At 36.7% G+C, this 21,994-nt stretch carries 24 protein-coding genes and 4 tRNA genes; 9 read left to right on the top strand and 19 right to left on the bottom strand.

The window, feature by feature from the left end; genetic code table 11:
* The first annotated feature begins 44 nt into the window (after window positions 1–44).
* Complete coding sequence (locus tag QF044_RS02470) at window positions 45–905, top strand: AraC family transcriptional regulator (RefSeq protein WP_307263230.1); 861 nt, start codon at window positions 45–47, stop codon at window positions 903–905.
* Window positions 906–1,207: 302 nt separating this feature from the next.
* Here the strand turns inward: QF044_RS02470 and lipA are convergent, their stop codons facing one another.
* Window positions 1,208–2,074, bottom strand: a complete 867-nt coding sequence (gene lipA / locus QF044_RS02465) for a lipoyl synthase (RefSeq protein ID WP_307263227.1) — start codon at window positions 2,072–2,074, stop codon at window positions 1,208–1,210.
* A gap of 108 nt (window positions 2,075–2,182) precedes the next feature.
* Here lipA and QF044_RS02460 point away from each other — a divergent pair, with 108 nt between their 5' ends.
* A complete protein-coding gene (locus QF044_RS02460; RefSeq protein WP_307263225.1) occupies window positions 2,183–2,815 on the top strand; it encodes a hypothetical protein in 633 nt (210 codons plus the stop codon).
* Between the two features lie 106 nt (window positions 2,816–2,921).
* Here the strand turns inward: QF044_RS02460 and QF044_RS02455 are convergent, their stop codons facing one another.
* Window positions 2,922–3,482 (bottom strand): RNA polymerase sigma factor, encoded by a 561-nt coding sequence (locus QF044_RS02455; RefSeq protein WP_307263223.1) that lies wholly within the window; start codon window positions 3,480–3,482, stop codon window positions 2,922–2,924.
* A 144-nt stretch (window positions 3,483–3,626) separates the two neighbouring features.
* On the opposite strand from QF044_RS02455, the gene tyrS reads away from it, so the two are divergent.
* Window positions 3,627–4,922 (top strand): tyrosine--tRNA ligase, encoded by a 1,296-nt coding sequence (tyrS, locus tag QF044_RS02450; protein ID WP_307263220.1) that lies wholly within the window; start codon window positions 3,627–3,629, stop codon window positions 4,920–4,922.
* Window positions 4,923–4,999: 77 nt separating this feature from the next.
* Here the strand turns inward: tyrS and QF044_RS02445 are convergent, their stop codons facing one another.
* Complete coding sequence (locus tag QF044_RS02445) at window positions 5,000–5,416, bottom strand: hypothetical protein (RefSeq protein WP_307263218.1); 417 nt, start codon at window positions 5,414–5,416, stop codon at window positions 5,000–5,002.
* A 199-nt stretch (window positions 5,417–5,615) separates the two neighbouring features.
* Between QF044_RS02445 and QF044_RS02440 the strand changes: the two genes are divergently transcribed.
* Window positions 5,616–7,586, top strand: a complete 1,971-nt coding sequence (locus tag QF044_RS02440) for an ATP-binding protein (RefSeq protein ID WP_307263216.1) — start codon at window positions 5,616–5,618, stop codon at window positions 7,584–7,586.
* Entirely contained in the window at window positions 7,576–8,220 is a 645-nt protein-coding gene (locus tag QF044_RS02435) for a response regulator (RefSeq protein ID WP_307263213.1), read from the top strand. Before QF044_RS02440 ends, QF044_RS02435 begins: the two co-directional genes overlap by 11 nt.
* Window positions 8,221–8,269: 49 nt before the next feature.
* Here the strand turns inward: QF044_RS02435 and QF044_RS02430 are convergent, their stop codons facing one another.
* Window positions 8,270–8,692, bottom strand: a complete 423-nt coding sequence (locus tag QF044_RS02430) for a hypothetical protein (protein WP_307263211.1) — start codon at window positions 8,690–8,692, stop codon at window positions 8,270–8,272.
* A gap of 224 nt (window positions 8,693–8,916) precedes the next feature.
* On the opposite strand from QF044_RS02430, the gene QF044_RS02425 reads away from it, so the two are divergent.
* The 3 genes from QF044_RS02425 (at window position 8,917) to QF044_RS02415 (ending at window position 11,530) form a co-directional block, all read left to right on the top strand.
* Window positions 8,917–9,561 carry an alpha/beta hydrolase gene (locus QF044_RS02425; protein ID WP_307263208.1) on the top strand — a complete coding sequence of 215 codons (645 nt, stop codon included), beginning with the start codon at window positions 8,917–8,919 and terminating at the stop codon, window positions 9,559–9,561.
* 115 nt (window positions 9,562–9,676) lie between these two features.
* Entirely contained in the window at window positions 9,677–10,999 is a 1,323-nt protein-coding gene (locus tag QF044_RS02420; RefSeq protein WP_307263205.1) for a PDZ domain-containing protein, read from the top strand.
* A 3-nt stretch (window positions 11,000–11,002) separates the two neighbouring features.
* Complete coding sequence (locus QF044_RS02415; RefSeq protein WP_307263203.1) at window positions 11,003–11,530, top strand: hypothetical protein; 528 nt, start codon at window positions 11,003–11,005, stop codon at window positions 11,528–11,530.
* On the opposite strand, the gene QF044_RS02410 is transcribed toward QF044_RS02415, so the two are convergent.
* Both QF044_RS02410 and QF044_RS02405 read right to left on the bottom strand, forming a co-directional pair.
* Complete coding sequence (locus tag QF044_RS02410; protein ID WP_307263201.1) at window positions 11,523–12,560, bottom strand: L,D-transpeptidase; 1,038 nt, start codon at window positions 12,558–12,560, stop codon at window positions 11,523–11,525. The two genes, QF044_RS02415 and QF044_RS02410, sit on opposite strands and share 8 nt — an antisense overlap.
* A gap of 166 nt (window positions 12,561–12,726) precedes the next feature.
* A complete protein-coding gene (locus QF044_RS02405) occupies window positions 12,727–13,245 on the bottom strand; it encodes an N-acetyltransferase (protein WP_307263199.1) in 519 nt (172 codons plus the stop codon).
* Between the two features lie 167 nt (window positions 13,246–13,412).
* Here QF044_RS02405 and QF044_RS02400 point away from each other — a divergent pair, with 167 nt between their 5' ends.
* A complete protein-coding gene (locus QF044_RS02400; protein WP_307263196.1) occupies window positions 13,413–14,093 on the top strand; it encodes an aspartate/glutamate racemase family protein in 681 nt (226 codons plus the stop codon).
* 74 nt (window positions 14,094–14,167) lie between these two features.
* On the opposite strand, the gene QF044_RS02395 is transcribed toward QF044_RS02400, so the two are convergent.
* The 13 genes from QF044_RS02395 to QF044_RS02335 all read right to left on the bottom strand — a co-directional run bounded on the left by QF044_RS02395 (window position 14,168) and on the right by QF044_RS02335 (window position 21,947).
* Window positions 14,168–15,013 carry a hypothetical protein gene (locus QF044_RS02395; RefSeq protein WP_307263191.1) on the bottom strand — a complete coding sequence of 282 codons (846 nt, stop codon included), beginning with the start codon at window positions 15,011–15,013 and terminating at the stop codon, window positions 14,168–14,170.
* Window positions 15,014–15,055: 42 nt separating this feature from the next.
* Window positions 15,056–15,427 carry a hypothetical protein gene (locus tag QF044_RS02390; RefSeq protein ID WP_307263189.1) on the bottom strand — a complete coding sequence of 124 codons (372 nt, stop codon included), beginning with the start codon at window positions 15,425–15,427 and terminating at the stop codon, window positions 15,056–15,058.
* A 405-nt stretch (window positions 15,428–15,832) separates the two neighbouring features.
* A tRNA-Asp gene (locus QF044_RS02385) sits at window positions 15,833–15,906 on the bottom strand.
* A gap of 33 nt (window positions 15,907–15,939) precedes the next feature.
* Window positions 15,940–16,013: transfer RNA gene (locus QF044_RS02380), tRNA-Asp, on the bottom strand.
* Window positions 16,014–16,046: 33 nt separating this feature from the next.
* Window positions 16,047–16,120 (bottom strand) — tRNA-Asp (locus QF044_RS02375).
* Window positions 16,121–16,153: 33 nt separating this feature from the next.
* A tRNA-Asp gene (locus QF044_RS02370) sits at window positions 16,154–16,227 on the bottom strand.
* A gap of 133 nt (window positions 16,228–16,360) precedes the next feature.
* Window positions 16,361–16,678, bottom strand: a complete 318-nt coding sequence (trxA, locus tag QF044_RS02365; protein WP_034741495.1) for a thioredoxin — start codon at window positions 16,676–16,678, stop codon at window positions 16,361–16,363.
* An 83-nt stretch (window positions 16,679–16,761) separates the two neighbouring features.
* Window positions 16,762–17,937, bottom strand: coding sequence for a cysteine desulfurase family protein (locus tag QF044_RS02360; protein ID WP_307263184.1), 1,176 nt, complete (start codon window positions 17,935–17,937; stop codon window positions 16,762–16,764).
* A 1-nt stretch (window position 17,938) separates the two neighbouring features.
* Window positions 17,939–18,403, bottom strand: a complete 465-nt coding sequence (locus tag QF044_RS02355; protein WP_307263182.1) for a hypothetical protein — start codon at window positions 18,401–18,403, stop codon at window positions 17,939–17,941.
* A gap of 22 nt (window positions 18,404–18,425) precedes the next feature.
* Window positions 18,426–19,013, bottom strand: coding sequence for an HAD family hydrolase (locus QF044_RS02350; RefSeq protein WP_307263179.1), 588 nt, complete (start codon window positions 19,011–19,013; stop codon window positions 18,426–18,428).
* Window positions 19,014–19,018: 5 nt separating this feature from the next.
* The gene (locus tag QF044_RS02345; RefSeq protein WP_307263177.1) at window positions 19,019–19,744 is read right to left on the bottom strand and encodes an SDR family NAD(P)-dependent oxidoreductase; all 726 of its coding nucleotides are present in this window, start codon (window positions 19,742–19,744) and stop codon (window positions 19,019–19,021) included.
* Window positions 19,744–21,063 (bottom strand): FAD-binding oxidoreductase, encoded by a 1,320-nt coding sequence (locus QF044_RS02340; RefSeq protein WP_307263175.1) that lies wholly within the window; start codon window positions 21,061–21,063, stop codon window positions 19,744–19,746. The genes QF044_RS02345 and QF044_RS02340 overlap by 1 nt, the downstream gene beginning before the upstream one ends.
* Window positions 21,060–21,947 carry a decaprenyl-phosphate phosphoribosyltransferase gene (locus QF044_RS02335; protein ID WP_307263173.1) on the bottom strand — a complete coding sequence of 296 codons (888 nt, stop codon included), beginning with the start codon at window positions 21,945–21,947 and terminating at the stop codon, window positions 21,060–21,062. Before QF044_RS02335 ends, QF044_RS02340 begins: the two co-directional genes overlap by 4 nt.
* Window positions 21,948–21,994: the final 47 nt, after the last annotated feature.

Genomic DNA, 21,994 nt, shown 5'->3' with positions numbered 1-21,994 from the left:
TTTTTATTTAATTTTAAAATCAGAAACAATCAAATGAGAACAAGATGAAAATTCAGAAGGAAGTCATAGAGTTTGAAAAAGGAAAGTCTTTCAAGCTTTTTTCACCGTCTTTAAAAAACTGTTTTTTCTGGCATCATCACCCGGAAATAGAGCTGGTATATGTAGAAGCCGTCAATGGGATCCGCCATGTGGGAAGGGATATTTCCGGTTTTACAGAAAGTGATCTGCTGCTGATTGGATCTAATGTTCCCCATTTGAATTTCGACTATGGAATCCAGACAGAATGCAGACAGCTGGTGCTTCAGATGAGAGAGAATTTTCTCCATGATATTATTTTTCCTGTTCCGGAATTTGAAAATATTAAAAAACTTCTGGAAAGGTCGTATCTGGGACTTTCATTCTCCGGAGAAACAAAAAAAACGGTTGTTGAAAAACTTCTTGAGATCAAGGAGAAAAGTACTTTTGATTCATTGATCGGACTGATTGAAATTCTGCAAACTCTCTCATCTTCAGACGAAGTAAAAGAATTGAATAACGAGGATACAAGGATTAAATGGTTCCTAAATGACAAGATAAGAATGGGAACAATCTATGACTACATCCACGAAAATTATGATAAAAAACCTAACGTCAACGAAATTGCGAAGATCGTCAGTCTAAGCACTCCCGCTTTCTGCCGTTATTTTAAAAAGCAGACCAATATGACATTCACCGATTTTGTCAATAACTACAGGATCAATCTGGCTAAAATATTTTTGCTGAAAGATTATTCTGTGACGGAAGTCTGCTTCCAGGTTGGTTTTGAGAGCCTGTCTTATTTTAATAAACTATTCAGGCAACATACCGGTGAAACGCCGACAGAGTTTAGGAAAAAGCATCTGAAAAATATTGAGGTGAGGGATTAAATTTCTTTGATCATTTTCGTCACCCATCCAGCGGAAGGGAATCTGGATCAACGAAGTGTTGTTAAGATAGAGTCCTTGGATTTAGATAAACTTGAAATGTTTTTTTGGGTTTTGAAGATTTTTGTCTCACGCAAATTATGCAGATAATGCAGATTTTTAACAGCAAAATCTTTTATCTTTTATCTTTTATCTTTTATCTTTTATCTTTTATCTTTTATCTTTTATCTTTTATCTTTTATCTTTTATCTTTATCTTTTATCTATAAATAAAAAAACCGCCTCATTTCTGAAGCGGCTATATTTTTAGTGGATATGCTTTTCAGCGTGGTAGGAACTTCTTACCAATGGTGAGCTTTCCACATGTCTGAAACCTAAGCTTCTTGCAAAATCTCCCAATTCGTCAAACTCTTCCGGTGTAATGAATCTTTTTACCGGCAGATGTTTTTTGGTAGGCTGAAGATATTGTCCAAGCGTAATCACATCTACATTGGCATTTCTAATGTCTTCAATAGTTTGGAAAACCTCATCTTTAGTTTCACCCAAGCCAAGCATTACCCCCGTTTTGGTTCTTCTCTGACCAGCCTCTTTAAGATATCTCAAAACTTCTAAGCTTCGCTCATATTTCGCCTGAATCCTAACTTCTCTTGTGAGGCGTTTTACAGTTTCCATATTGTGAGAGATCACTTCAGGGGCCACATCTACCAATCTGTCCAGATGCTTGGTGAGTCCCTGGAAGTCTGGAATAAGTGTTTCCATCGTTGTTCCCGGAGAAATTCTTCTCACGGCATTTACAGTTTCTCCCCAAAGAATGGAACCCATATCTTTTAAGTCATCACGGTCCACAGAGGTAAGAACAGCATGCTTGATCTTCATTAATTTGATAGAACGGGCCACTTTTTCCGGCTCATCCCAGTTGACATCAAGCGGTTTTCCTGTTTTTACACCGCAGAACCCGCAGCTTCTGGTACAGATATTTCCTAAGATCATGAACGTAGCCGTTCCTTCACCCCAGCATTCACCCATATTCGGACAGCTTCCGCTCTGGCATATGGTATTTAATTTATATTTGTCGACCAAAGTCCTCAATTCCCTGTAATTTTTTCCGGTAGGAAGTTTTACACGGATCCACTTTGGTTTTTGAACGGTAGTATCTTGAACTAAATTCTCCATTTATTTCTCAAATTGAGCTTCAAAGTTAGTGATTTTTTTATCGAAACAATCAAAGACAAACATTGATGAAACATATAATTTCGTAATTTAAACCATCAAAATTAAATTATGAAGAAGATCCTATTTACCCTATCCCTTATTATCAGTACCTTTTGTTTTGCCCAGAAAGAACTTCAGCCGGCAGGTTCGGAAATTATTGAAACAGTGGAAGGAGACCTGGACGGAGATAAAGTTCCGGAAAGAGTGGTCATTTATAATACAATAGATGAGGGCGAGCTGGGCAAGATCCGTGAGATTCAGATTCTTAAAAAAAGTGGCGGATCGTGGATGATTCTTTCCAAATCAAGGGATGCTATTCTGGAAAGTGCCGGTGGAGGTATGATGGGCGACCCCTATCAGAGTATGGCAATTTCAAAAGGAATTTTAAGTATTACTCAGGCCGGTGGAAGCAGCTGGAAATGGGGCTATACTGATAAATACAGGTTTCAGAACGGGCATTTTGAGCTGATAGGCTATTCATCAGAGTTCGGCAGACCTGGAGATTATTGGGCAGAAGTAGATTTTAATCTTTCTACCGGACAGCTTAATTATAAAAAAGAGGTAGAAAACACTAAAGAATATGGCCACTCCGAGCAGGAAACTTATATAAAAAAAGGAATGAAGATCGACCTGAACAATAGAAACCAAAAAGAACCCAGAAAAATTATTCTTCCTAAAACGAAAGAAGAAGTCTACCTGTGAAAATTTTGAACTATTAAAATTGTATTAAGCTCTTAAGATTAAACTGATTAGAGTTGTTGGTAATAGTTGCTGGATTGAACCACGAAACCCACAACCCGAAGTCAGACTAATTATCATCAAACTCATTGTTTTTCAGCAGTTCTGCAAGGACTTTTTTGGCCCGCATGACCCTTACTTTGGTATTGGCAATTGAAATACCCAGTTCTTCAGCAATTTCTTTAATGCTTTTTTCTTCAAAAAATCTTAGTTTGATAATATCCTGATAATTGGCATCCAGCGATTCAATGGTTTTGATGATCTTTTTCTGCTCTTCATTAGAAATCATCAGTTCTTCAGGGGATTTTGCAAACTGGTTTTTAACTTCATCAAGATTTTCGGTAGGATCCTGGTTTTCACGGCTTCTTTTTCTCCAGAAATCAATAACCGTGTTTTGGGCAATAGTAAGTATCCAGGTTTTAAACTGGAAATGGGGATCGTACATATCCAGTTTGGACAGTACTTTTGAAAAGACATTCACCGTAATTTCATCTGCATCATTTTCATCCTTTACTTTCTTCATGACAAATGAGAAAACATCCACCCAAAAAACATTAATGAGTTTGGTCTGGGCTTTCTGATCTTTTTCTTTTGCCTTTTGAATAAGCAGGAATAGCTGTTCGTCGTTCATTATAAACAAATATAATTTTTTTAAATGGAAAAGCAAGGGGGCAAATATGCCTTTTTAACCTTTCGTTTTTTTGCCTTTGACCTCTACACTCTATACTCCTGAATTTACTATCTTTGCACCATAAAATTTTAAAGAAAAGTATAGATGAATTCCTTTATAGAAGAACTAAAATGGCGTGGTCTTTTTGCCGATATGATGCCAGGAACCGATGAACAACTGAATAAAGAGGTAACTACTGCATATATTGGTTTCGACCCGACTGCTGATTCTTTGCATATCGGAAGTCTTATCCAGATCAAGATTTTAGCACATTTCCAACAACACGGTCATAAGCCGATTGCCTTGGTGGGAGGTGCTACAGGAATGATTGGAGATCCTTCAGGGAAATCTGCAGAAAGGAACCTGCTGGATGAAGCTACTCTTCTTCACTATGTAGACTGTTTAAAGAATCAGCTTTCAAGATTTTTGGATTTTGAAGGTGCAGGTCCCAATAAAGCAGAACTGGTGAATAATTATGACTGGATGAAGAATATCTCTTTCCTTGATTTTGCTAAAAATGTCGGAAAGAATATCACAGTAAATTATATGATGGCGAAAGACTCTGTAAAGAAAAGGTTTTCGGGAGAAAGCGGTGCAGATGGAATGAGTTTCACAGAATTTACATACCAGCTGATCCAGGGATATGATTTCCTTCATTTATATCAGAATAATAATGTGAAGCTTCAAATGGGAGGTTCAGATCAGTGGGGAAATATCACTACAGGTACCGAACTGATCCGAAGAAAGGCACAAGGAGAAGCATTTGCATTAACGGTTCCTTTGATCACCAAAGCTGACGGTTCAAAATTCGGAAAGTCTGAAAGCGGTGAAAATTACTGGCTTGACAAAAAGAAAACCTCACCCTATAAATTCTATCAGTTCTGGCTGAATGCTACGGATGATGATGCAGAAAGATTTATTAAATTTTATACTTTCATAGCAAAAGAAGAAATTGAAGCTTTGATCGCAGAGCATAAAACAGCTCCTCACGAAAGAAAACTTCAGAAGAGACTTGCCGAAGAAGTAACGGTTTGGGTACATGGCAGAGAAGAATATGAAAAGGCTTTAAAGGCTTCAGAAATTCTTTTCGGACGTTCTACAGCAGAGGATCTGGTAAGTCTTGACGAGGAGATTTTCCTTGAAGTTTTTGATGGTGTTCCTCAGAAAGAGATAGCAAAAGCTGACGTTTTGGGAGTGAACATTATTGATCTTCTGTCTGAAAAATCAGGTTTCCTGAAATCTAAAAGTGAAGCACAAAGAGAAATTAAAGGCAATGCAATTTCCGTAAATAAGGAAAAAGTAAACGATACTTATACCGCTAATGAAAGCGATCTTATTGACGGGAAATTCCTGCTGCTTCAAAAGGGTAAGAAAAGTTACTTTATTGTAAAGGTTATTTAATTTATAGTACCATATAAAAAAGTCGGCGCTGAGATTAAATCTCAGCGCCGCTTTTTATTCATGAAAGTTATTTAGTTTTAGAATACATAACTTGCAGAAGCTGCTAAATACTGCCCGCTGGAAGTTCCTTCTTTTTTCAATTCCCCATCTACCCAGATTTGAACCTTCAATGTAGAAGAATTATCTGCCCCGATTGCATTTACAGCAACATTAGCATTATAAGCTCCTGCTTCTGATGTTACTTCAGGACTTGTCCATGTAGTTCCGCTAAGACTTGAAGCTGTGGTCGGGTTCCCATCAATTCCATATACCGCTACATCAATATTACTTCCTGAAGAAGCAATAGCTTTAAAAACGACTTTATGGCTGTTTTTTGCAGGACCATTGTTATCGTCATCATCATTACTACAAGATGTTGCAAACCCAATAAACATAGTTGTCAGCAATACGACAAACGTACCTTTAAGCAGCTGGCTCATTTTCATTCTTTTCATAATCTTTTGTTTAAATTTTTAATTATTTATTTAATATTCTATGATCAGTGATTTGATACCTGCAAAGCTATTAGAGTCGACAAACTTTATCAATCCTGAAAAAGGTGTAATTTTTTCTACCTAAAATCAGGTATTTTATTTGCTGAAATTTTTAATTAAATTGAGCATTTTTAAAAAAATTATACAGATCCAAAATCCAATGAAGAGATTACTTATTCTATTAAGCCTACTAATGTCTTTTACTTTACAGGCACAGGTTATCCCTCTTGATGAAAAAACTTATGTAGACAGCTTACAGAATATTACAAAAACTACGGCAGCAAATACTTCAAAAGCAACAGCATTTTTTCTTCTATCAAATTATTACAGAAATAGTGATTCTCTTTTAAGTAAAAAATACTTGGAAAGCGGCAAAACATTCATTAAAAATGATGCCTTTCTTAAAGCTAAATATGATTATTACGAAGGCCAGTACAGCCTTGACCGAAATAAAGAAAAAGCTGCCCGCTCCTATCAAAAGGCTATTAAAACATTATCAAAGTTAAAAACCAAGGAATCTGATTTCTACCAGTCGTTAGCATGGTACAGTTATGCAATTACACAAAAAGATAAGGAAGGATATCCTTTTTTAGTAAAAACCATCGTTGAAAAATGCATTCCACTGATCAAAAAATATGGAAGCAGCAGAAATCTGGGATTTTCATATACTCAGCTGGCGATTATTCTTACCTATAATGCTCAGTTTGAAAAGGCTGGAAACTACAATCATAAAGCTTTGGAAATTCTTGAAAAAGCTTATCCGGATTCCGCTGAATTATTTTATGCCTATCTGAATTCCGCCAGCAATTTCTGCTATCAGGCAAAAGGAAATGAAGCCAAAAAATTTCTGGATAAAGCTGAAAAATTGATTAAGCCTTATCCTGAATCTTCATCCAACTCACCTTATTATTACGCGAAAACACTTTATTTTATTACCAAACAGGAAAACTCAGCGGCATTACCTGTTATTGAAAAAGGACTTTATTATACAAAAAAATTCAATCAGAACCTCCAGGCACAAATGTTCTATTTCAACAAGTATGATATTTTAAAGAAACTCAAAAGATACAGTGAAGCTAAGGAGGTTCTGGAAAACGTTTTAGCAGAAAAATCACTGGCTATCGACCTTAATAATAGAAAAACATTTTATAAACAGCTTTCTGCACTGAACGAAGAAATGGGAAATGCGCAGGAAGCTTTGGCGTGGGAACAAAGGTATTCCAAGCTTAATGACAGCCTGAACACTGAAAATGTAAAACTTGAGATCAACAAAATTGAGGCGAAGTTCAATGCTGCTGAAAAAGAAAGAAAAATAGCAGCCTTAAATGCTGAAAAGAACCAGAAAGATTTAGAGGTGAATAAGAAAAACTCGTATTTGTGGGGCCTTAGCCTTATTTTACTATTGGTTTTAATTCTTTTAATCTTCCTTTTTATCCTGTTTAGAAAAAATAAAAAAATCTCCGAACAAAAAATAAATGATATTAAACAAAAGGAAGAGCTGTCTCTTACCCGAGCAATTCTTGATGGTGAAGAAAGAGAAAGGGAACGCATTGCAAGAGACCTCCACGATGGTTTGGGCGGAATGCTTGCCGGACTTAAAATCAATTTTTCCACATGGTCTTCCCAACATTTACATCCTGAAAAAGATAAAGAGTTTTATACTATTTTGGGACAGCTGGATCATTCCGTGAGTGAGCTACGTCACATAGCAAGAAATTTAATGCCTGAATCTCTTCTCAATTTCGGCTTGGAGACAGCTTTAAATGATCTTTGTGAGTTTTATACCAGGAAAGATTTGGACATTGACTTTCAAGCCATTAATATTAAAAAAAATCTACCTTTAAACATTCAGCTTAATTTGTACAGAATTGTACAGGAGTTATTAGCGAATGCCATAAAACATGCTGAAGCCAGCAGTATTTTGCTCCAATGCTCCCAGTCCGATGAGGCTTTTATGATTACCATTGAAGACAACGGAAAGGGATTTGATAAAAATATTGTGCAGACTACCAAAGGTATGGGACTGCACAACTTAAAAAACAGGATCAGCTATCTTAAAGGGAAAATGGAGATCAGTTCTGATATGCAGGGTACAACTATTACTATTGAATTTAATATTGATGGAGAATAAGAAAATAAATATAATCATTGTAGACGATCATCCCATCGTTATAGAGGGGTTAAAAATGATGCTCAGCAGCCAGCTTGGGTTCACCGTTTCCCAAAGTTTCACCTCCGGTTCAGAGATCATAGATTTTATCAAAAGCCATCAAGTAGATATTATTCTTTTGGATATTACTTTGCCTGATGCCAATGGTATAGAGCTTTGCAGGGAAATTAAAAAAATTTCACCGGCAACCTCAGTGATTATGTTCAGCAACCGCTCTGAAAGAAGTATTATCATGCAGTCCATACAGAATGGTGCCAGCGGCTACCTTCTTAAAAACACTTCCATAGATGAATTGGTGGTATGTATTCAGGGTGCTTATTCCGGGAATATTGTCTTCTGCAATGAAACCGGGAAAATTCTCAGCAAACCTTCTCAGAATGATTTGCCGGTTCCCAGGCTGACAAAAAGGGAAAAACAGATTCTTCAAATGCTGGCAGAAGGAAAAACCAGCATTATGATTGCGGATGAACTTTTTCTAAGCCCGCTTACCGTAGATACACATCGCAAAAATTTGCTACAGAAATTCCAGGCAAAAAACTCTATCGAACTTATTAAACTTGCTGCTCAGCATCATATGATAGAAGGTAATACGTAAAAAACCGCCTTAAAAAAGCGGTTCTCATTTATAATAAGTAAATATTTTTTTACAATTCTAAGAAGCTGTAATCAATTGAGGCTACTAAAGGACCTGCCCCTACCATCTTTTTGGTTTTTACAATTTCTCCGTCTATCCAAAGGTTAATAACCAGTTCTGAATCTGCATCCGGAAGATCTGCTTTAGCATCCAGATTTAACTGTGCCTGGCTGGAATTCACAAAAAATTCACCGCTTGTCCAGGTAGTTCCTACAGGATCGAAAATATCAGTTTTAACAGTTCCTACCTGTGTTACAATTGCTCTGATAACTCCTCCAGTAGTTGTTTTTACTTCAAATTGAACAACGTGATCTGTAAACTCATCGTCATCGTTATCCTTTTTGCAGGAATTCACCACAGTAATTACAGAAAATAATAAAACGAATAAAAAAGAAAGTCTTAGTAAACTTTTTGATTTGTAAAATTGCTTCATTTCTCCAAATAGATTTTTAATGTTTCAAATATAAGTTTTTTATTAATATAAAAATAACTTTTATGAAAAATTTCCAATAAAAAATTCCAATTAATATCAAATCAGCAAAAAGCATATTTTCAGTGTAGGTCACTATTCGGAAGCATAATCGTCAATTGTAAAAGATAAAAACACTCACGCTGTGTTTTGATTATATAATATGATTTATTAATTATATTTGCTGTATGAATTTAGATTATCTAGTAAGAGAACCGGAACATATTACCCCAAATACTCCTGTTATTTTTATGCTTCACGGCTATGGAAGCAATGAGCAGGATCTTTTCAGTTTCAGGGAAACCCTTCCCGCCGATTGGCTTATCGTAAGTTTCAGAGCACCAAAAGATACCCAGTTTGAAGGGTATTCGTGGTTTGACATTGACGTCAATAATGCCGAAAATTTCATCGATATTCCCCAGGCTAAAGAATCTCTGAACGCAGTACTGGAAAATATATTAAAAATTATCAATCATTATGGGCTTACTGAAAGTAGGGCTCACTTGTGTGGCTTCAGCCAGGGTGGGATATTGTGCTACGCTTTAGCTTTAAAATATCCGGATATGTTTAGTTATGTTGCCTGCCTGAGCACCTATCCTGAGGAAAAACTTCTTGACGGTATTGTGAAAGACAAAAAGAAACTGGAAAAGCTCCGCTTTTTTGTATCACATGGAACAGATGATGCTGTAATTCCTATGGAATGGGGAAGAAAAGCGGCAGATCTGCTTTATGATTTAAGTTGTTATTTTACTTTCAGAGAATATATGAGCGGTCATGGAGTGAATCAGAAAAACTATATGGATCTGATGGAGTTCTTCTCTAAATCATCTTAATATTCTTTAAAATAAATTCAACTGATTCAGCTGTATCTTTGCAGTTTATACAAACATTCCTGCTTTTGGAATGTTTTTTTATTGACAATAGGGATAATTTCACTAAATTCAGTAAATGAAACTTAAGTTTTTTTTACTGGCATTATTCTTTAGCATTTTTATAGATGCACAGAACAATTTTGAGCTTGTCAATGTAAAAAAAGCAGTCATTCCATTTAAGCTTATTAACAATCTTATTTTTATTCCGATCAATGTCAATGGTGCAGAGCTTACCTTTATGCTTGATACCGGAGTTGCCGAAACCATACTTTTCAGTTTGGACAATAAGGAGATTAAACTGGAAAATATTGAAAAGATAAAATTTTCCGGCCTCGGTGGAAATCTAAGTATTGACGGTCTTAAATCTGACCGTAATATAGCCAAAATAGGTGATCACATTATTAATTCTTCTATGCTTCTGTATATTATCTTAGATGAAGAATTTAATATTTCGCCGCATATAGGAATCCCAGTCAATGGAGTTATAGGGTATCATTTTTTTAAGAACCACCCTATCGTAATAGACTATACCGCAAAAAAGATAACCGTTTATGAGGATTCTGCCTTACTTAAAAAGAAAATCAGAAAATTTACTGAGCTTCCCTTGTCTGTAGAAAAAGATAAACCTTATCTCAATGCAGATGTAGAAATGACCAACGAAAAGAAAGAGTCCAAACTGCTGATAGATCTCGGCAACAGTGATGCTATATGGCTTTTCCCTACTCTCATCAAAGATTTTGTCTACAACAGACCTAATATTGATGATTACCTGGGCAGAGGATTCAACGGTGATATTTATGGTAAAAGAAGCAGGATCCATAATTTCTATCTCGACAATTTCAAATTTGAGATGCCCCTTACCGCAATGCCTGATGAATATTCTATCCAGCACGTAAATCTTGTAAAAGACAGAAAAGGATCTGTAGGTGCAGAAATAATGCGCCGTTTTTCAGTGATTTTCGATTATGCAGGAGGAAAGTTATATCTGAAAAAAAACAGAAATTTTGATGATCCTTTTCATTTCAATATGAGCGGAATAGATTTTAAACAGGACGGTCTAGAATGGAAGGAAGACCGGGTCAAGATCGAACCTAAAAAAACCTCCGAAGCAGGTAATGAAGTTTCAGTGATCAATAATTTCCAATATAAATTTATATTAAAACCCATATTTTCCATAGCTGGCATAAGAAAAGATTCTCCTGCTTTTAAGGCCGGATTGAAAAAAGATGACCGTGTAATCGCGATCAACGGAAGCCAGACTTCTGATATGACCATGGAAAAAATCAATGAGCTGATGAAATCTGAGGAAGGCAGGAATATTAACATGGTTGTTAAAAGAAAAAATCAGGATCTAACCTTTACCTTTGTATTAGAAGATCCAATCCCATATCAAGAATAAATTATGAAGACTGAAGAAAGCACAATAGATAAAATAAGAACCCGCCCGAGATTCAAGATGTTTACACATCTTACAAAAGAAGAATATGCAGAGAACTTAAAAAAATACCTTGCTGATCACAAAGATGAATTTGCCGGGAATATCAATAAGGAAGTAGCTACAATCTGGGTAGAAACTCAGTATGACAATTACTGGAAACCGAGGCTGTCTTTAAGGATAGAAGAGGAAGAGGAAGACATTGCCATACGGGGAGTATTTGGTCCCAGTTCGGCTGTGTGGACATTCTTTATGTTCCTTTACTTTTCATTCTCTATTCTCTGGATGACCTTTTTCACCATGTACTATGTAACAAAACAGATAAAAAGCGCTGAGTTCCCGTGGGCCCTGAACGCTTCTTTTGTAATGTTATTATTTATTCTTCTTACATATGCAGCAGCCAGATTCGGGCAGCATAAGGGCAAAGAGGAAATGCTTAAGCTAAGAAGATTTGCTGAAGAATCTACTTCACAGTTTGAAAAGAAAACTAATTAGCAGAAGCTTCTTCCGGTTTTTCATTCTGAGCCGGAACCGCCATTGCTTTAGCAGCCTTGATGGAATCAGATACTTTATCCCGGTTATCCTGTTCTTTCAGCATTTTTGAAATGTTAGGTTCTAAGAGCTTAGTCATTTCTTCGACTGAAATATTATTGGCATTCGGGTCTTCCAGAAGTTTTCTCCATGGTTTTCTTCCGCCCCAATTATAATCACCGAATACCATTACAGGTGTCCCTTTTGCTTTTGTAGTAGCTCCTCCCGGATTCAGTATCCAGGTATCTGCATAAGAATACAGCCACTGGGCATCTTTCATTAGCAGACGAAGACAGGAATGAGACGCCGGATAACCCGGAAGATCATACTGGTGCCATCCTATTCCTCCAGTATTATGGATATTAAAATTATAGGGTAGCTTCCATTCTGTGCTGACCGTAGAGATTGACAGTTTCTTCTTCCAGTTGGCGAAGGTAAGTCCTCTTGTGGTCTGAGCAGCCTTCTTTCCCATACTCGTTGGGCCCCATTTTACAAGGCTACCATTGGAATAAACTCCGTAAGCCTGTATAGGATAAGAAAAAATGACAAACTTTTTCACACCGCTCAATATATCCAGTTGCATCGGAAAAGGTGAATAAGACATTAAGGTGGTATCTATTTTTGCAGGAACGACCAATGTGTCGGAATTCCATTTATTTTTAGAATCAAGCCTGTTCAGTGCCAGAATTGCATATCTTTCTTTTTCATTGTATTTTTTGCTGAATTCTGCATAAATAGAATCCCTCATTTTTTTATCCTTGGGAAGTACAAGCGCGTTATAAAAACCTGTTTCCTGCATTGCTGGCGGTACGGATTCTTTTTTTACTACCGGATCTTTCTTAATGGAATCTTTTTCAATTTCGGAACCTTGTGAAGAGGATACCGTATCTTTAAAAGTATCGTTTATTTTTTCAATTTCTTTTTTACATGAAACCAGGAATGCAGCACAGAGAAATGCATATAAAAAGGATTTTTTCACAGATATGTTTTTCATAAATAAAATAGGCCGTTTAGTTTGGCTATCTTGTGCAAATATCAGACCTAAAATTGAATCATGAAAGACCTTATCACAAATACCGTAAAAAAACGGTATTTGTGTATATTATTGGTTTATGGATTATAACTAAAGTAATGATAAACTTCGGATGTATAAAAGTGTACTAATTTGTACCTGATAAATCAATTTCAAACAAACTGACTTCAGCGTTATGGTAATGTCCGGGAAGTTCGTCAGTATTTTGGAGCTTGGTAAGTCCCAGAAAATCAAACCCACATTTTTTATAATAATTAATCAAAGGGGTATTTTCTCCCACTGTATCCATTCTGATGAACCGTTTGTGGTTTTCCGATGCATATTTTTTTGCCCAGTCTACTATTTCAGCCACCAGATTCTGACCTCTAAATTCCGGACTGGTAGCAATACGATGAATATACACGGCCGGGGCAGCATTTTTTTCACCCCAAATCTGTGGATCACTGAAAGCAACTGCCCAAATACAGGCTATTTCATTATTTATTACAATCTTCCATTGTCTCTTTTTATCAATTTCAGTTTCTATCAGGCTTCTTTCAAATTCCGGCCACAGAACAATATTTTTTGTTTTTTGGAAATCGGTTGCCAAACGATATAGTCTGAAAATCTCTTCAATATCCTGATGGTTACTGTTCTCTATGATCATATTTTGGGATTGGTAGTTATATCAACAAAAATAGGGATAAAATAACTCATTCACTCCCTCTACCCTCAGAATACTTTAGTACAAAAGAATTCAGATGCCAATCTGTTTTTTGTCTGATTTGGAAACTTTTATTTAGATTTGTTTTCAATAGTAAACAACAGAATTTCATGAAAAAAATAGGATTGGTAGGCGGAATAAGCTGGGTATCTACATTAGATTATTATAAGTTCATTAATGAAGGAGTCAATGCCAGTCTGGGAGGTCTGAATGCCGCTGAATGCATGGTATATTCTTTAAATTTCGGAGATATCCAGGCCAAAGGATGGGTCAATTCCTTTGAGTTATTACTGAAAGCCTGTAAACACCTTAAAAGTGCTGGAGCAGACGGAATTGTTCTATGTGCAAATACAGCCCATTTATTTGCAGACGAGCTGCAGGATACCGTACAACTGCCCATTCTCCATATCGGGACAGAAACCGCAAAAGCAATACGTAAAGCCGGATTTACAAAGGTTGGACTGCTGGGAACAAAATTTACCATGGAAATGGATTTTTATAAAAATAAACTCCAGGAATACGGACTTGAAGTACTGATCCCGGAAAAACAGGAAACGAGAGATTATATTCAGCATACGGTTAAGGAAGAACTGGGAGTAGGATTTATTAATTCTGAAACCAAAACCAATTATATTTCCATTGTGGAAAACCTTATCAGCAGTGGTGCAGAATGTATTATTCTGGGCTGCACAGAAATTCCGCTGCTGATCAGTCAGGATGATTTTACAATTCCTGTTTTTGATACCACAAAAATACACTGTGAAGCTATTGTAAAGTATATTGTTTCGTAAATGGAAGAGCGTTTTGTTAGGTCTATAAATTCATATAACTTCTGAAATAAAAATTTAGAAAAAATATGCTGTTCTTATTCTCCGTTATGTTCTTCTGAAGAATCCCATTTGAGAATCCCATTTTTATCAAAACTGTAAGAATCCTGATGCCAGGCAGCGCCACCTCTACAGCCTGTTTGGAGTATTTTTTTTTCATTATTAACAGATACATCACACAGACACGAGCAGCTGGACTTTGAATAGTCCGGTTCCTGCAGCTTTTCAAAACGTTTCTTTTTGGGATTATAGAGGTAAATGGTAAACATGCTATAAACGCCCATTCCTGCATCAGGAATTGTGAATGCCAGATCATCATATCCGTCAAAATTATAATCTTCTATGATACTCTGCATAGCTGCATCTGGATTATCCGGAAAAGGAAGTACTGCAGTCATCTTTTTTCCGTCAGGATACTCAATCAGCAGATTGCTGTTATAAAAATGATTAAAAGATATCAATGCTCCATGTAACAGGTATTTATCATTGCCATCCGGTTTTTCATCATCGTCATCTGCCAGTTCAAGGGTGAATTTTTTCCAATCCTTTATTCTCCTGTACGAGGCATCAGCAATAATATTCTGGATCTGCAGCATTTTATAGGTGCCGCTTACTTTTCCATCTATTATTTCATCCCACTCAAAATAATGGTGGTCAGGCTGATTATTTTTTCTTCCGATTGTATCTAATATGTAGCTTTTAACTATAAGCGGAATTATGTCCTTCTTTCCTTCATACTGTACAAAAGCACCTTTTCCGCCGTTTCCGTAACACAGCATCAGCCGGAATTCTTTAACTTCATCTACCGATTTTAAAGTGATGGGCTGGGAATAAAGAATTGCAGCATGCATTACAGTTGCAAGAAACAGAAACAGTTTTTTCATTTTTTGATGATTCGATTTTATATTTTTATCATTTTATTCATTTTATTCATTAAATTTAAATAAGGAATTAAACCTATAAAAATAAAATCCCCACAAAAGAAACCATGGCAGATTGGCAATCAAGAAAAATGCAAGCCCTTCCCCATCAATCTTCCCGTCAGAAATTTCCATAAAAAAATAACCTGCAGTTATTGTCGGGAGCAAAAACCAGCACAGCCATCTTTGTCCTTTTCCCTGAAAAACTTTTAATAAAGAAAAAAGACTGCTGAAAGAAATTACACCCAAAGACAGAATCCAAAAGATCAAAAGACCATAAGCCAAACCACTCATATCACAGTTTCTGGGATGTTCACTCGGAACTTCTGTGATCATCATATAAATAACCAGGATCACCGTCGAAATTACCGTAGCCATGAGCCAAGTTTTAAGGATGGAGAACAGAATAAATTTTCTTTGTAGCATTGAGCTTATATTGGTTTACTAATGTAGAATAAACTGTAGATGTACACAAGAAGCAATTTAACCAACATCATATAGATCGATTTCACAGAAGGGGACTTCAGCAGTGCGATAGTTTACGGAAGTTGTCAGTATCATTAAGTTTTGTAATGGTGTACTTTCATCTACCGTATCCATTCTGATATACTGTTTGTGGCTTTATTTCAAAAATTTACCCATTCCGCAATTTCAGCAAACAGATTTTGACCTCTGAATTTTGGCTTGCCTGCCCCATACGGTGAATATAGACATTAGGATTATTATTTATTTCATACACAAACAAAAACCCCTTCAAATAATTGAAGGGGTTTAAAGATCTTGCGATCCGGACGGGACTCGAACCCGCGACCTCCGCCGTGACAGGGCGGCATTCTAACCAGCTGAACTACCGGATCAATTTTTTTAAAAGTAAATTGATAAAACTTCTGCGATCCGGACGGGACTCGAACCCGCGACCTCCGCCGTGACAGGGCGGCATTCTAACCAGCTGAACTACCGGATCAATTTTTTTTAAAAGAAATTGACAAAACTTTTGCGATCCGGACGGGACTCGAACCCGCGACCTCCGCCGTGACAGGGCGGCATTCTAACCAGCTGAACTACCGGATCTAATTTTTTTAAAAGTAAATTGAAAAACTTTTGCGATCCGGACGGGACTCGAACCCGCGACCTCCGCCGTGACAGGGCGGCATTCTAACCAGCTGAACTACCGGATCATTTTCTGTTGTTGTAAAGAACGTCGTTTCTTTTTTGTGATTGCAAAATTACACCTTTTTTCATCACCTGCAAATTATTTCAATAAAAAACACCTTCCAAAAATGAAAGGCGTTCATTATCAAACTTATTTTTTTATAAGTGAGCGCTTAATTTCTCAGCAATTACCTCTTTTGGGGTTACGCCTACCAATTTATCAACCACTTCACCATTCTTAAAAATCAGAACTGTAGGGATATTTCTGATGCCATACTGCATTGAAATTTCCTGATTGTTGTCTACATCAACTTTTCCTACTACCGCTTTTCCTTCAAAATCTGATGCTACTTCTTCGATGATTGGTCCTAAAGTTCTGCATGGTCCACACCATACTGCCCAGAAGTCAACCAATACCGGCTTATCTGATTTTAAAACCGTTTCCTGAAATGAGCTGTCCGTAATTTCTAAAGCCATTTTGTTTCTTTTATTTAAATTAATATTATATTCTATTTAATCCTTAATTGGATATTCAAAATTACGACTTTTAAGCAATAAGACTATCTATGCTCAACATTTGTTTTTTCTATAGCAAAGCCTTTAGAAATTTCTGCTAAGGCTTCTGCCAGAACGTCTATTTCTGCTTTTGTCGTCATATGGCTGAATGATATACGCAATGGAGTACAATTGTCCATTTCATCTTCAGAAAGTACCATCATCATCACCATTGAAGGTTTTGATGCTCCTGAAGAACATGCACTCCCCTGAGAGATTGCAATCCCTTTCATATCCAGCTGAAGCCCGATCAAAGGATCTTTGTAGGGAAGTAATGCACTTAAAACGCTGTCTACACTATTTTCCATCTCACCGCTTCGTCCATTGAATTTAATATTCGGAACCTCTGCAGATAATTTTTCAATAGCATATTTTTTAATTTCTTTTATATGACCGGCATAAGCCTCCATATTGTTGATGCAAAGCTCTAAAGCCTTACCTAAACCAACAATACCGGCAACATTTTCAGTCCCAGCTCTCAGACTTCTTTCCTGAGGCCCTCCGGTAATAATTCCTCTCAAACCAGTTGCTTTTCTGATAAAAGCAAAACCTACTCCTTTCGGACCATGGAATTTATGGGCACTGCAAGAAGCAAAATCTACAGGGATATCTGAAAAATCAAACTCCATGTGAGCCATGGTTTTCACCGTATCTGAATGATAAAGAGCATTATTCGCTTTGCATAATGCTGCTATTCTTTTAATATCTACAATATTTCCAATCTCATTATTAGCATGCATCAAGCTTACTAAAGTCTTTTTGTCTGAAGCTTTTAAAAGCTCTTCCAGCTTATTAAGATCAATATCTCCTTTTTCATTAGGGCGAATATAGACTACTTCTACTCCCTTTCTATTCTTCATATCTAAAATGCTCTCCGAAACACACTTGTGTTCCAGCGGAGAACTGATGATTCTTTCTACTCCAAGGTGTTCTACACTGGACTTGATAATCATATTGTTTGATTCTGTTCCACACGAAGTAAAGATGATCTCCGCAGGAGTTACATGAAGATAATCTGCAACCTGTCTTCTTACATTTTCAATAAGGATCTTTGCTTCCTGGCCAAAGCTGTGGGTAGAGGAAGGATTTCCGAAATTCATCTTCATGGTACTCACCATTGCATCTATGACTTCTTCAGCAAGAGGTGTTGTGGCAGCGTTATCTAAATATATTTTGTTCATTTTATTTTGAATATTTTAATTCTACGGAAGTAAACTGATAGTCTGAAGGAACAGCAAAGATAAACCAGGGGTTGGAAAGCACCTGAATTTCCATTCCGCCAGATTCTACAGCAGGAACTTCTATGTACAGTATATTATTTTTTACCGATACGTTTTTAATCCTGTCAATTCTATGGCTGCCCGACCTGAAACTTCCCATATGATATAAAATCACTTTTTTATCTTTTGGAAATTTGGGATAGTTGACATCCGGTTCTTTTTTCACTTCAACAAGACCAAAACTTCCTTTAATGGAGTTTCGGAATTCCTGTTCATTCTTAATAATGGTAAATCCAGCCACATCTGTACCACCCTGTGACTCAGAAACAAGTAGCTCTGCACCGTTCTGGCCGGCTGATGGTGGCTGAGACGATGGGGTTGCACAGCTCATTAAGATTGCAGTACTTGCAAGAAGCAGTCTTTTCATGTTTAATTTTTACCTTTCAAAATTAGTGAAAAAATTGGTAATGACCTTCATTTGCCCATTTAAGCATCTGGCGGTCACCGGAAGTATCCCCGAAAGCAATTATTTTGTCATATTTAGTATCACTTATTTCCGCCTTTATCCTTAGAAGTTTTTCTTTTCCGTTACAGTTTTTACCAATGAAATTTCCTGTAAAAATGCCGTTTTTAAACTCTGCACGGGTAGATACCAGCTCCATTTTAAGCTCTTCAGCGAATGGTTTTACCCAGATGTCTAAGGAAGCGGTAACCAATAAACTCTGTGTATTATCTCTATCGATATTTTTAATAAAGTCTAAGGCATTTTCCCGTACTATTTTGGGATAATGATGTTCAAAAAACTGTTTGGACTTCAATTCTATTTTTTCCTGCGTTTGTCCTTTAAGAATAGATCCGATGAAGCTTTTCTTCACTTTTTCGGTTTCAGCAAGCTTCATTTTCAGGAGAATGAAAAGAGGAACATGTCTTAAAAATTGTATCCGGAATTTGGTAGAATCGTAGAATTTAAGATACATAAACATAGTATCCTTATACGTCAGGGTTCCGTCAAAATCAAAACAATACAATTTTTTCATTTTTATTAAAGCTTTAACTTTTTAAATATAAATTCAGGTACATTCCTGATAATCATCATAATAATACCCCAAACTGGCAAAACGTACGCCACATTCTTTTGCTTTTTAAACGCTTTATAAATACAAGCAGCAGCCTGTTTCGGTGTTGCTGTCAGTTTAGGATTCAAAGGCAGTCCTTCCGTCATTTTCGTAGCCATGAAGCCAGGTTTTATGGTAAGCACATGTACTTTTTTATCAAAAAGGTAATTTCTAAGACCGCTCAAATAGGCCGTAAAAGCTGCTTTTGCACTGCCATAAATAAAATTACTCTGTCTTCCCCTGTCTCCTGCTACCGATGAAAGTCCAATGATGGTTCCTGATCTCCTGCTTTCAAACTTCTGCGCAAAATAGTTCATTACCGGAACCAGCTTTGAATAATTGATGTTGATAATCTTTTCTGTGTTCCTGTTGTCATAAAGACCTTCCTCGGTTCCGTCGCCCAAATATCCTGCTGCACAAAATAATACATTTGAACTGACATGATCAAATTTATTATAATCAATCTCTTTCATAAGATCAATTTCGATAACTTCGGACTGCTGCAGAAATTTGACATCAATATGCCTTGCAAATCTTTCGGTAGTTTCTTTATTTGAAGTGAAAAGGTATATTTTTTCAAACTTTTCTCCTTCCTGAAGAGCCTTTTCCACAAAAGCCTGTGCCACTTCAGACGTACTTCCCAGAACTATCATTATGAATTGTTGTTTATGATTCTTTTGTGCTGTAAAGACACAAATTTTGAACTTTGAATATTTTTAAGGTAATTTGTCAATGACGACCTGCTCATGCTGTCTTTTGTAAGATAGATCCTTCCTCCGAACTGCTGCACGATATCATCTAATTTCCCGACCAGTTTTTTCAGTTTTGAATTGACTTTAAAATCGAGAGCAAGGGTATACCCTTCAAACGGAAATGAATTGTAAGCATCAGGATTATTTTTCCCAAAAAGCTTTAAAACGGCCAGAAAAGAACCGTTTCCGCTTGCTGCAATCGTTTCAAGGATCATTTTCATGCCTTCTTTTCCTGCTTCTTTCGGAATCACCATTTGATACTGGATGAAACCTGATTTTCCGTAGATTTTATTCCAATCGGTGATGGCGTCCAGAGGATAGAAAAAAGTTTCATAATCTATAAAACTTTTAACTTCTTTTTTTGCCTGTTTTTTATAATACAAAAGATTAAAGATCTTTACCGTTAAGGCATTCAGGACAAAGTTTGGAAAATAAAACGGAACAATGGGCTGCAGTTTTTTCTTCAGTCTTAAAGGCTGTTTGGTGAGATTATGGGGCAGTTCATGCTGAAAAGCGTGTTCTCCTCTCATTAAAATACTTCTGCCAAGATTCTTTCCTTTCTGAAGACAATCAATCCATGCTACGGTGTACGTCCAGCTTTCACTTTCTTCAAAAAGTCTGAAAATTTCATCCAGATTCTCTGCTTTGATGCTTTCCTGACGAATATAGGCAGATTGTATGTTCTTAAGTTTAAATTTCGCTGTAAGAATAATTCCGGTAAGTCCCATTCCTCCAATGGAAGCCCAGAATTTATCCTGGTTTTCTTCTCTGGAGCATGTGATGATCTCTCCTTTTTCTGTCATCAACTTAAATTCAATGACATATTCTGAAAAGCAACCTTCTGCATGGTGATTTTTACCATGAACATCGGAAGCAATTGCTCCTCCTACAGAAATAAATTTCGTACCGGGAGTTACGTAAAGGAAATATCCCTGTGGCACAGCAATTTCCAGTATATCCGAAAGCAAAACTCCTGATTCACATTCTATAATTCCATTCAGACGGTCGAAACTGATGAATTTATTAAGTTTTTTGGTAGAAAATATAGTTTCTCCCAAGGAAGCATCACCGTAACATCTTCCGTTTCCTCTTGCAATAACTTCGTTATGACTGAGTACAAACTCCTTTATTTTTTTGAAGCTGTCCTCAGATCTCATTTCTTTTTCTACTACCGGGAAATTGCCCCAGTTGGTAATTTTTTGTGTGAAATTCGGCTTCATTTCTTAAAGTAAATCTGGATTAAAAATGTGGCCACCCAAAGTACTAAGGTTACCTGAATATACCGGTCTCTGTAGACAATTTTTGTGGGAGATTCCGTTCTGTTGTAGACCAGCGTTTGCTGCAGGTATCTCAGAAAAGCGAAAACTACAAATATGACGGTATAAAACACCCGTTCATGGAACCTTCCCTGAACTTCAGGTGAAAGGGTAAACATGAGATAACAGACGATCGCCAGGGTAACGGAAATGGAAAGTGCAATATCTGCAAACTGTACATTATATCCGTCTAAAGCTTTTCTTGTTTTCCCGGAAACCTGCGCATTAATAAGTTCTCCTCTTCTTTTCCCGATCGCAAGAACAAGTGCCAGTACAAAAGTCAGCAAGATGGCCCATTGGGAAATATTGATGCCTGTAATATAACCGCCTGCAAGTACTCGAAGTACAAATCCTGTGGCAATAATGAAAATATCAATGATGGGAACATGTTTCAATTTCAACGTATAAGCGATATTCATTACAAAATACATCGCGATGATCGCCCCAAACTTCCACAAAAACTCATGGAAATAAAGCTGCGCAAAAAATACAAGTGCTACATCTGCGATAATAAGTCCTGCAAGAATTGCTATTGCCGTGGATTTTGAGATGGCTCCACTTGCCAGAGGTCTTCTTCTTTTTTCGGGGTGCTTGCTGTCTGCTTCTATATCATTATAATCATTCAGGATATATACAGCGCTTGCTGCGAACGAAAAAATAATAAACGCAAAGATGCTTTTGGTAAGTAGGTCTAAATTTGTAATGTTTCCTGAAAAAAACAGAGGGACAAAAACAAACAGGTTTTTCACCCATTGTTCCACCCGGAGGAGTTTAAGATATTTCTTCATTTATGCTAATTCAGTTACAAAAATAATGAATTCAAAATTTATAGGAT

It is taken from the genome of Chryseobacterium sp. W4I1 (assembly GCF_030816115.1).
Lineage (GTDB): Bacteria > Bacteroidota > Bacteroidia > Flavobacteriales > Weeksellaceae > Chryseobacterium.
The sequence above is the reverse complement of the archived record's forward strand: the minus strand, read 5'-3'. Positions and strand labels throughout refer to the sequence as shown.

Excerpts from the sequence above, each read along its gene's own strand:
- QF044_RS02470 (WP_307263230.1), top strand. The coding sequence starts at position 45 with ATGAAAATTCAGAAGGAAGTCATAGAGTTTGAAAAAGGAAAGTCTTTC.
- lipA (WP_307263227.1), bottom strand. The coding sequence starts at position 2,074 with ATGGAGAATTTAGTTCAAGATACTACCGTTCAAAAACCAAAGTGGATC.
- QF044_RS02460 (WP_307263225.1), top strand. The coding sequence starts at position 2,183 with ATGAAGAAGATCCTATTTACCCTATCCCTTATTATCAGTACCTTTTGT.
- QF044_RS02455 (WP_307263223.1), bottom strand. The coding sequence starts at position 3,482 with ATGAACGACGAACAGCTATTCCTGCTTATTCAAAAGGCAAAAGAAAAA.
- tyrS (WP_307263220.1), top strand. The coding sequence starts at position 3,627 with ATGAATTCCTTTATAGAAGAACTAAAATGGCGTGGTCTTTTTGCCGAT.
- QF044_RS02445 (WP_307263218.1), bottom strand. The coding sequence starts at position 5,416 with ATGAAAAGAATGAAAATGAGCCAGCTGCTTAAAGGTACGTTTGTCGTA.
- QF044_RS02440 (WP_307263216.1), top strand. The coding sequence starts at position 5,616 with ATGAAGAGATTACTTATTCTATTAAGCCTACTAATGTCTTTTACTTTA.
- QF044_RS02435 (WP_307263213.1), top strand. The coding sequence starts at position 7,576 with ATGGAGAATAAGAAAATAAATATAATCATTGTAGACGATCATCCCATC.
- QF044_RS02430 (WP_307263211.1), bottom strand. The coding sequence starts at position 8,692 with ATGAAGCAATTTTACAAATCAAAAAGTTTACTAAGACTTTCTTTTTTA.
- QF044_RS02425 (WP_307263208.1), top strand. The coding sequence starts at position 8,917 with ATGAATTTAGATTATCTAGTAAGAGAACCGGAACATATTACCCCAAAT.
- QF044_RS02420 (WP_307263205.1), top strand. The coding sequence starts at position 9,677 with ATGAAACTTAAGTTTTTTTTACTGGCATTATTCTTTAGCATTTTTATA.
- QF044_RS02415 (WP_307263203.1), top strand. The coding sequence starts at position 11,003 with ATGAAGACTGAAGAAAGCACAATAGATAAAATAAGAACCCGCCCGAGA.
- QF044_RS02410 (WP_307263201.1), bottom strand. The coding sequence starts at position 12,560 with ATGAAAAACATATCTGTGAAAAAATCCTTTTTATATGCATTTCTCTGT.
- QF044_RS02405 (WP_307263199.1), bottom strand. The coding sequence starts at position 13,245 with ATGATCATAGAGAACAGTAACCATCAGGATATTGAAGAGATTTTCAGA.
- QF044_RS02400 (WP_307263196.1), top strand. The coding sequence starts at position 13,413 with ATGAAAAAAATAGGATTGGTAGGCGGAATAAGCTGGGTATCTACATTA.
- QF044_RS02395 (WP_307263191.1), bottom strand. The coding sequence starts at position 15,013 with ATGAAAAAACTGTTTCTGTTTCTTGCAACTGTAATGCATGCTGCAATT.
- QF044_RS02390 (WP_307263189.1), bottom strand. The coding sequence starts at position 15,427 with ATGGCTACGGTAATTTCGACGGTGATCCTGGTTATTTATATGATGATC.
- trxA (WP_034741495.1), bottom strand. The coding sequence starts at position 16,678 with ATGGCTTTAGAAATTACGGACAGCTCATTTCAGGAAACGGTTTTAAAA.
- QF044_RS02360 (WP_307263184.1), bottom strand. The coding sequence starts at position 17,937 with ATGAACAAAATATATTTAGATAACGCTGCCACAACACCTCTTGCTGAA.
- QF044_RS02355 (WP_307263182.1), bottom strand. The coding sequence starts at position 18,403 with ATGAAAAGACTGCTTCTTGCAAGTACTGCAATCTTAATGAGCTGTGCA.
- QF044_RS02350 (WP_307263179.1), bottom strand. The coding sequence starts at position 19,013 with ATGAAAAAATTGTATTGTTTTGATTTTGACGGAACCCTGACGTATAAG.
- QF044_RS02345 (WP_307263177.1), bottom strand. The coding sequence starts at position 19,744 with ATGATAGTTCTGGGAAGTACGTCTGAAGTGGCACAGGCTTTTGTGGAA.
- QF044_RS02340 (WP_307263175.1), bottom strand. The coding sequence starts at position 21,063 with ATGAAGCCGAATTTCACACAAAAAATTACCAACTGGGGCAATTTCCCG.
- QF044_RS02335 (WP_307263173.1), bottom strand. The coding sequence starts at position 21,947 with ATGAAGAAATATCTTAAACTCCTCCGGGTGGAACAATGGGTGAAAAAC.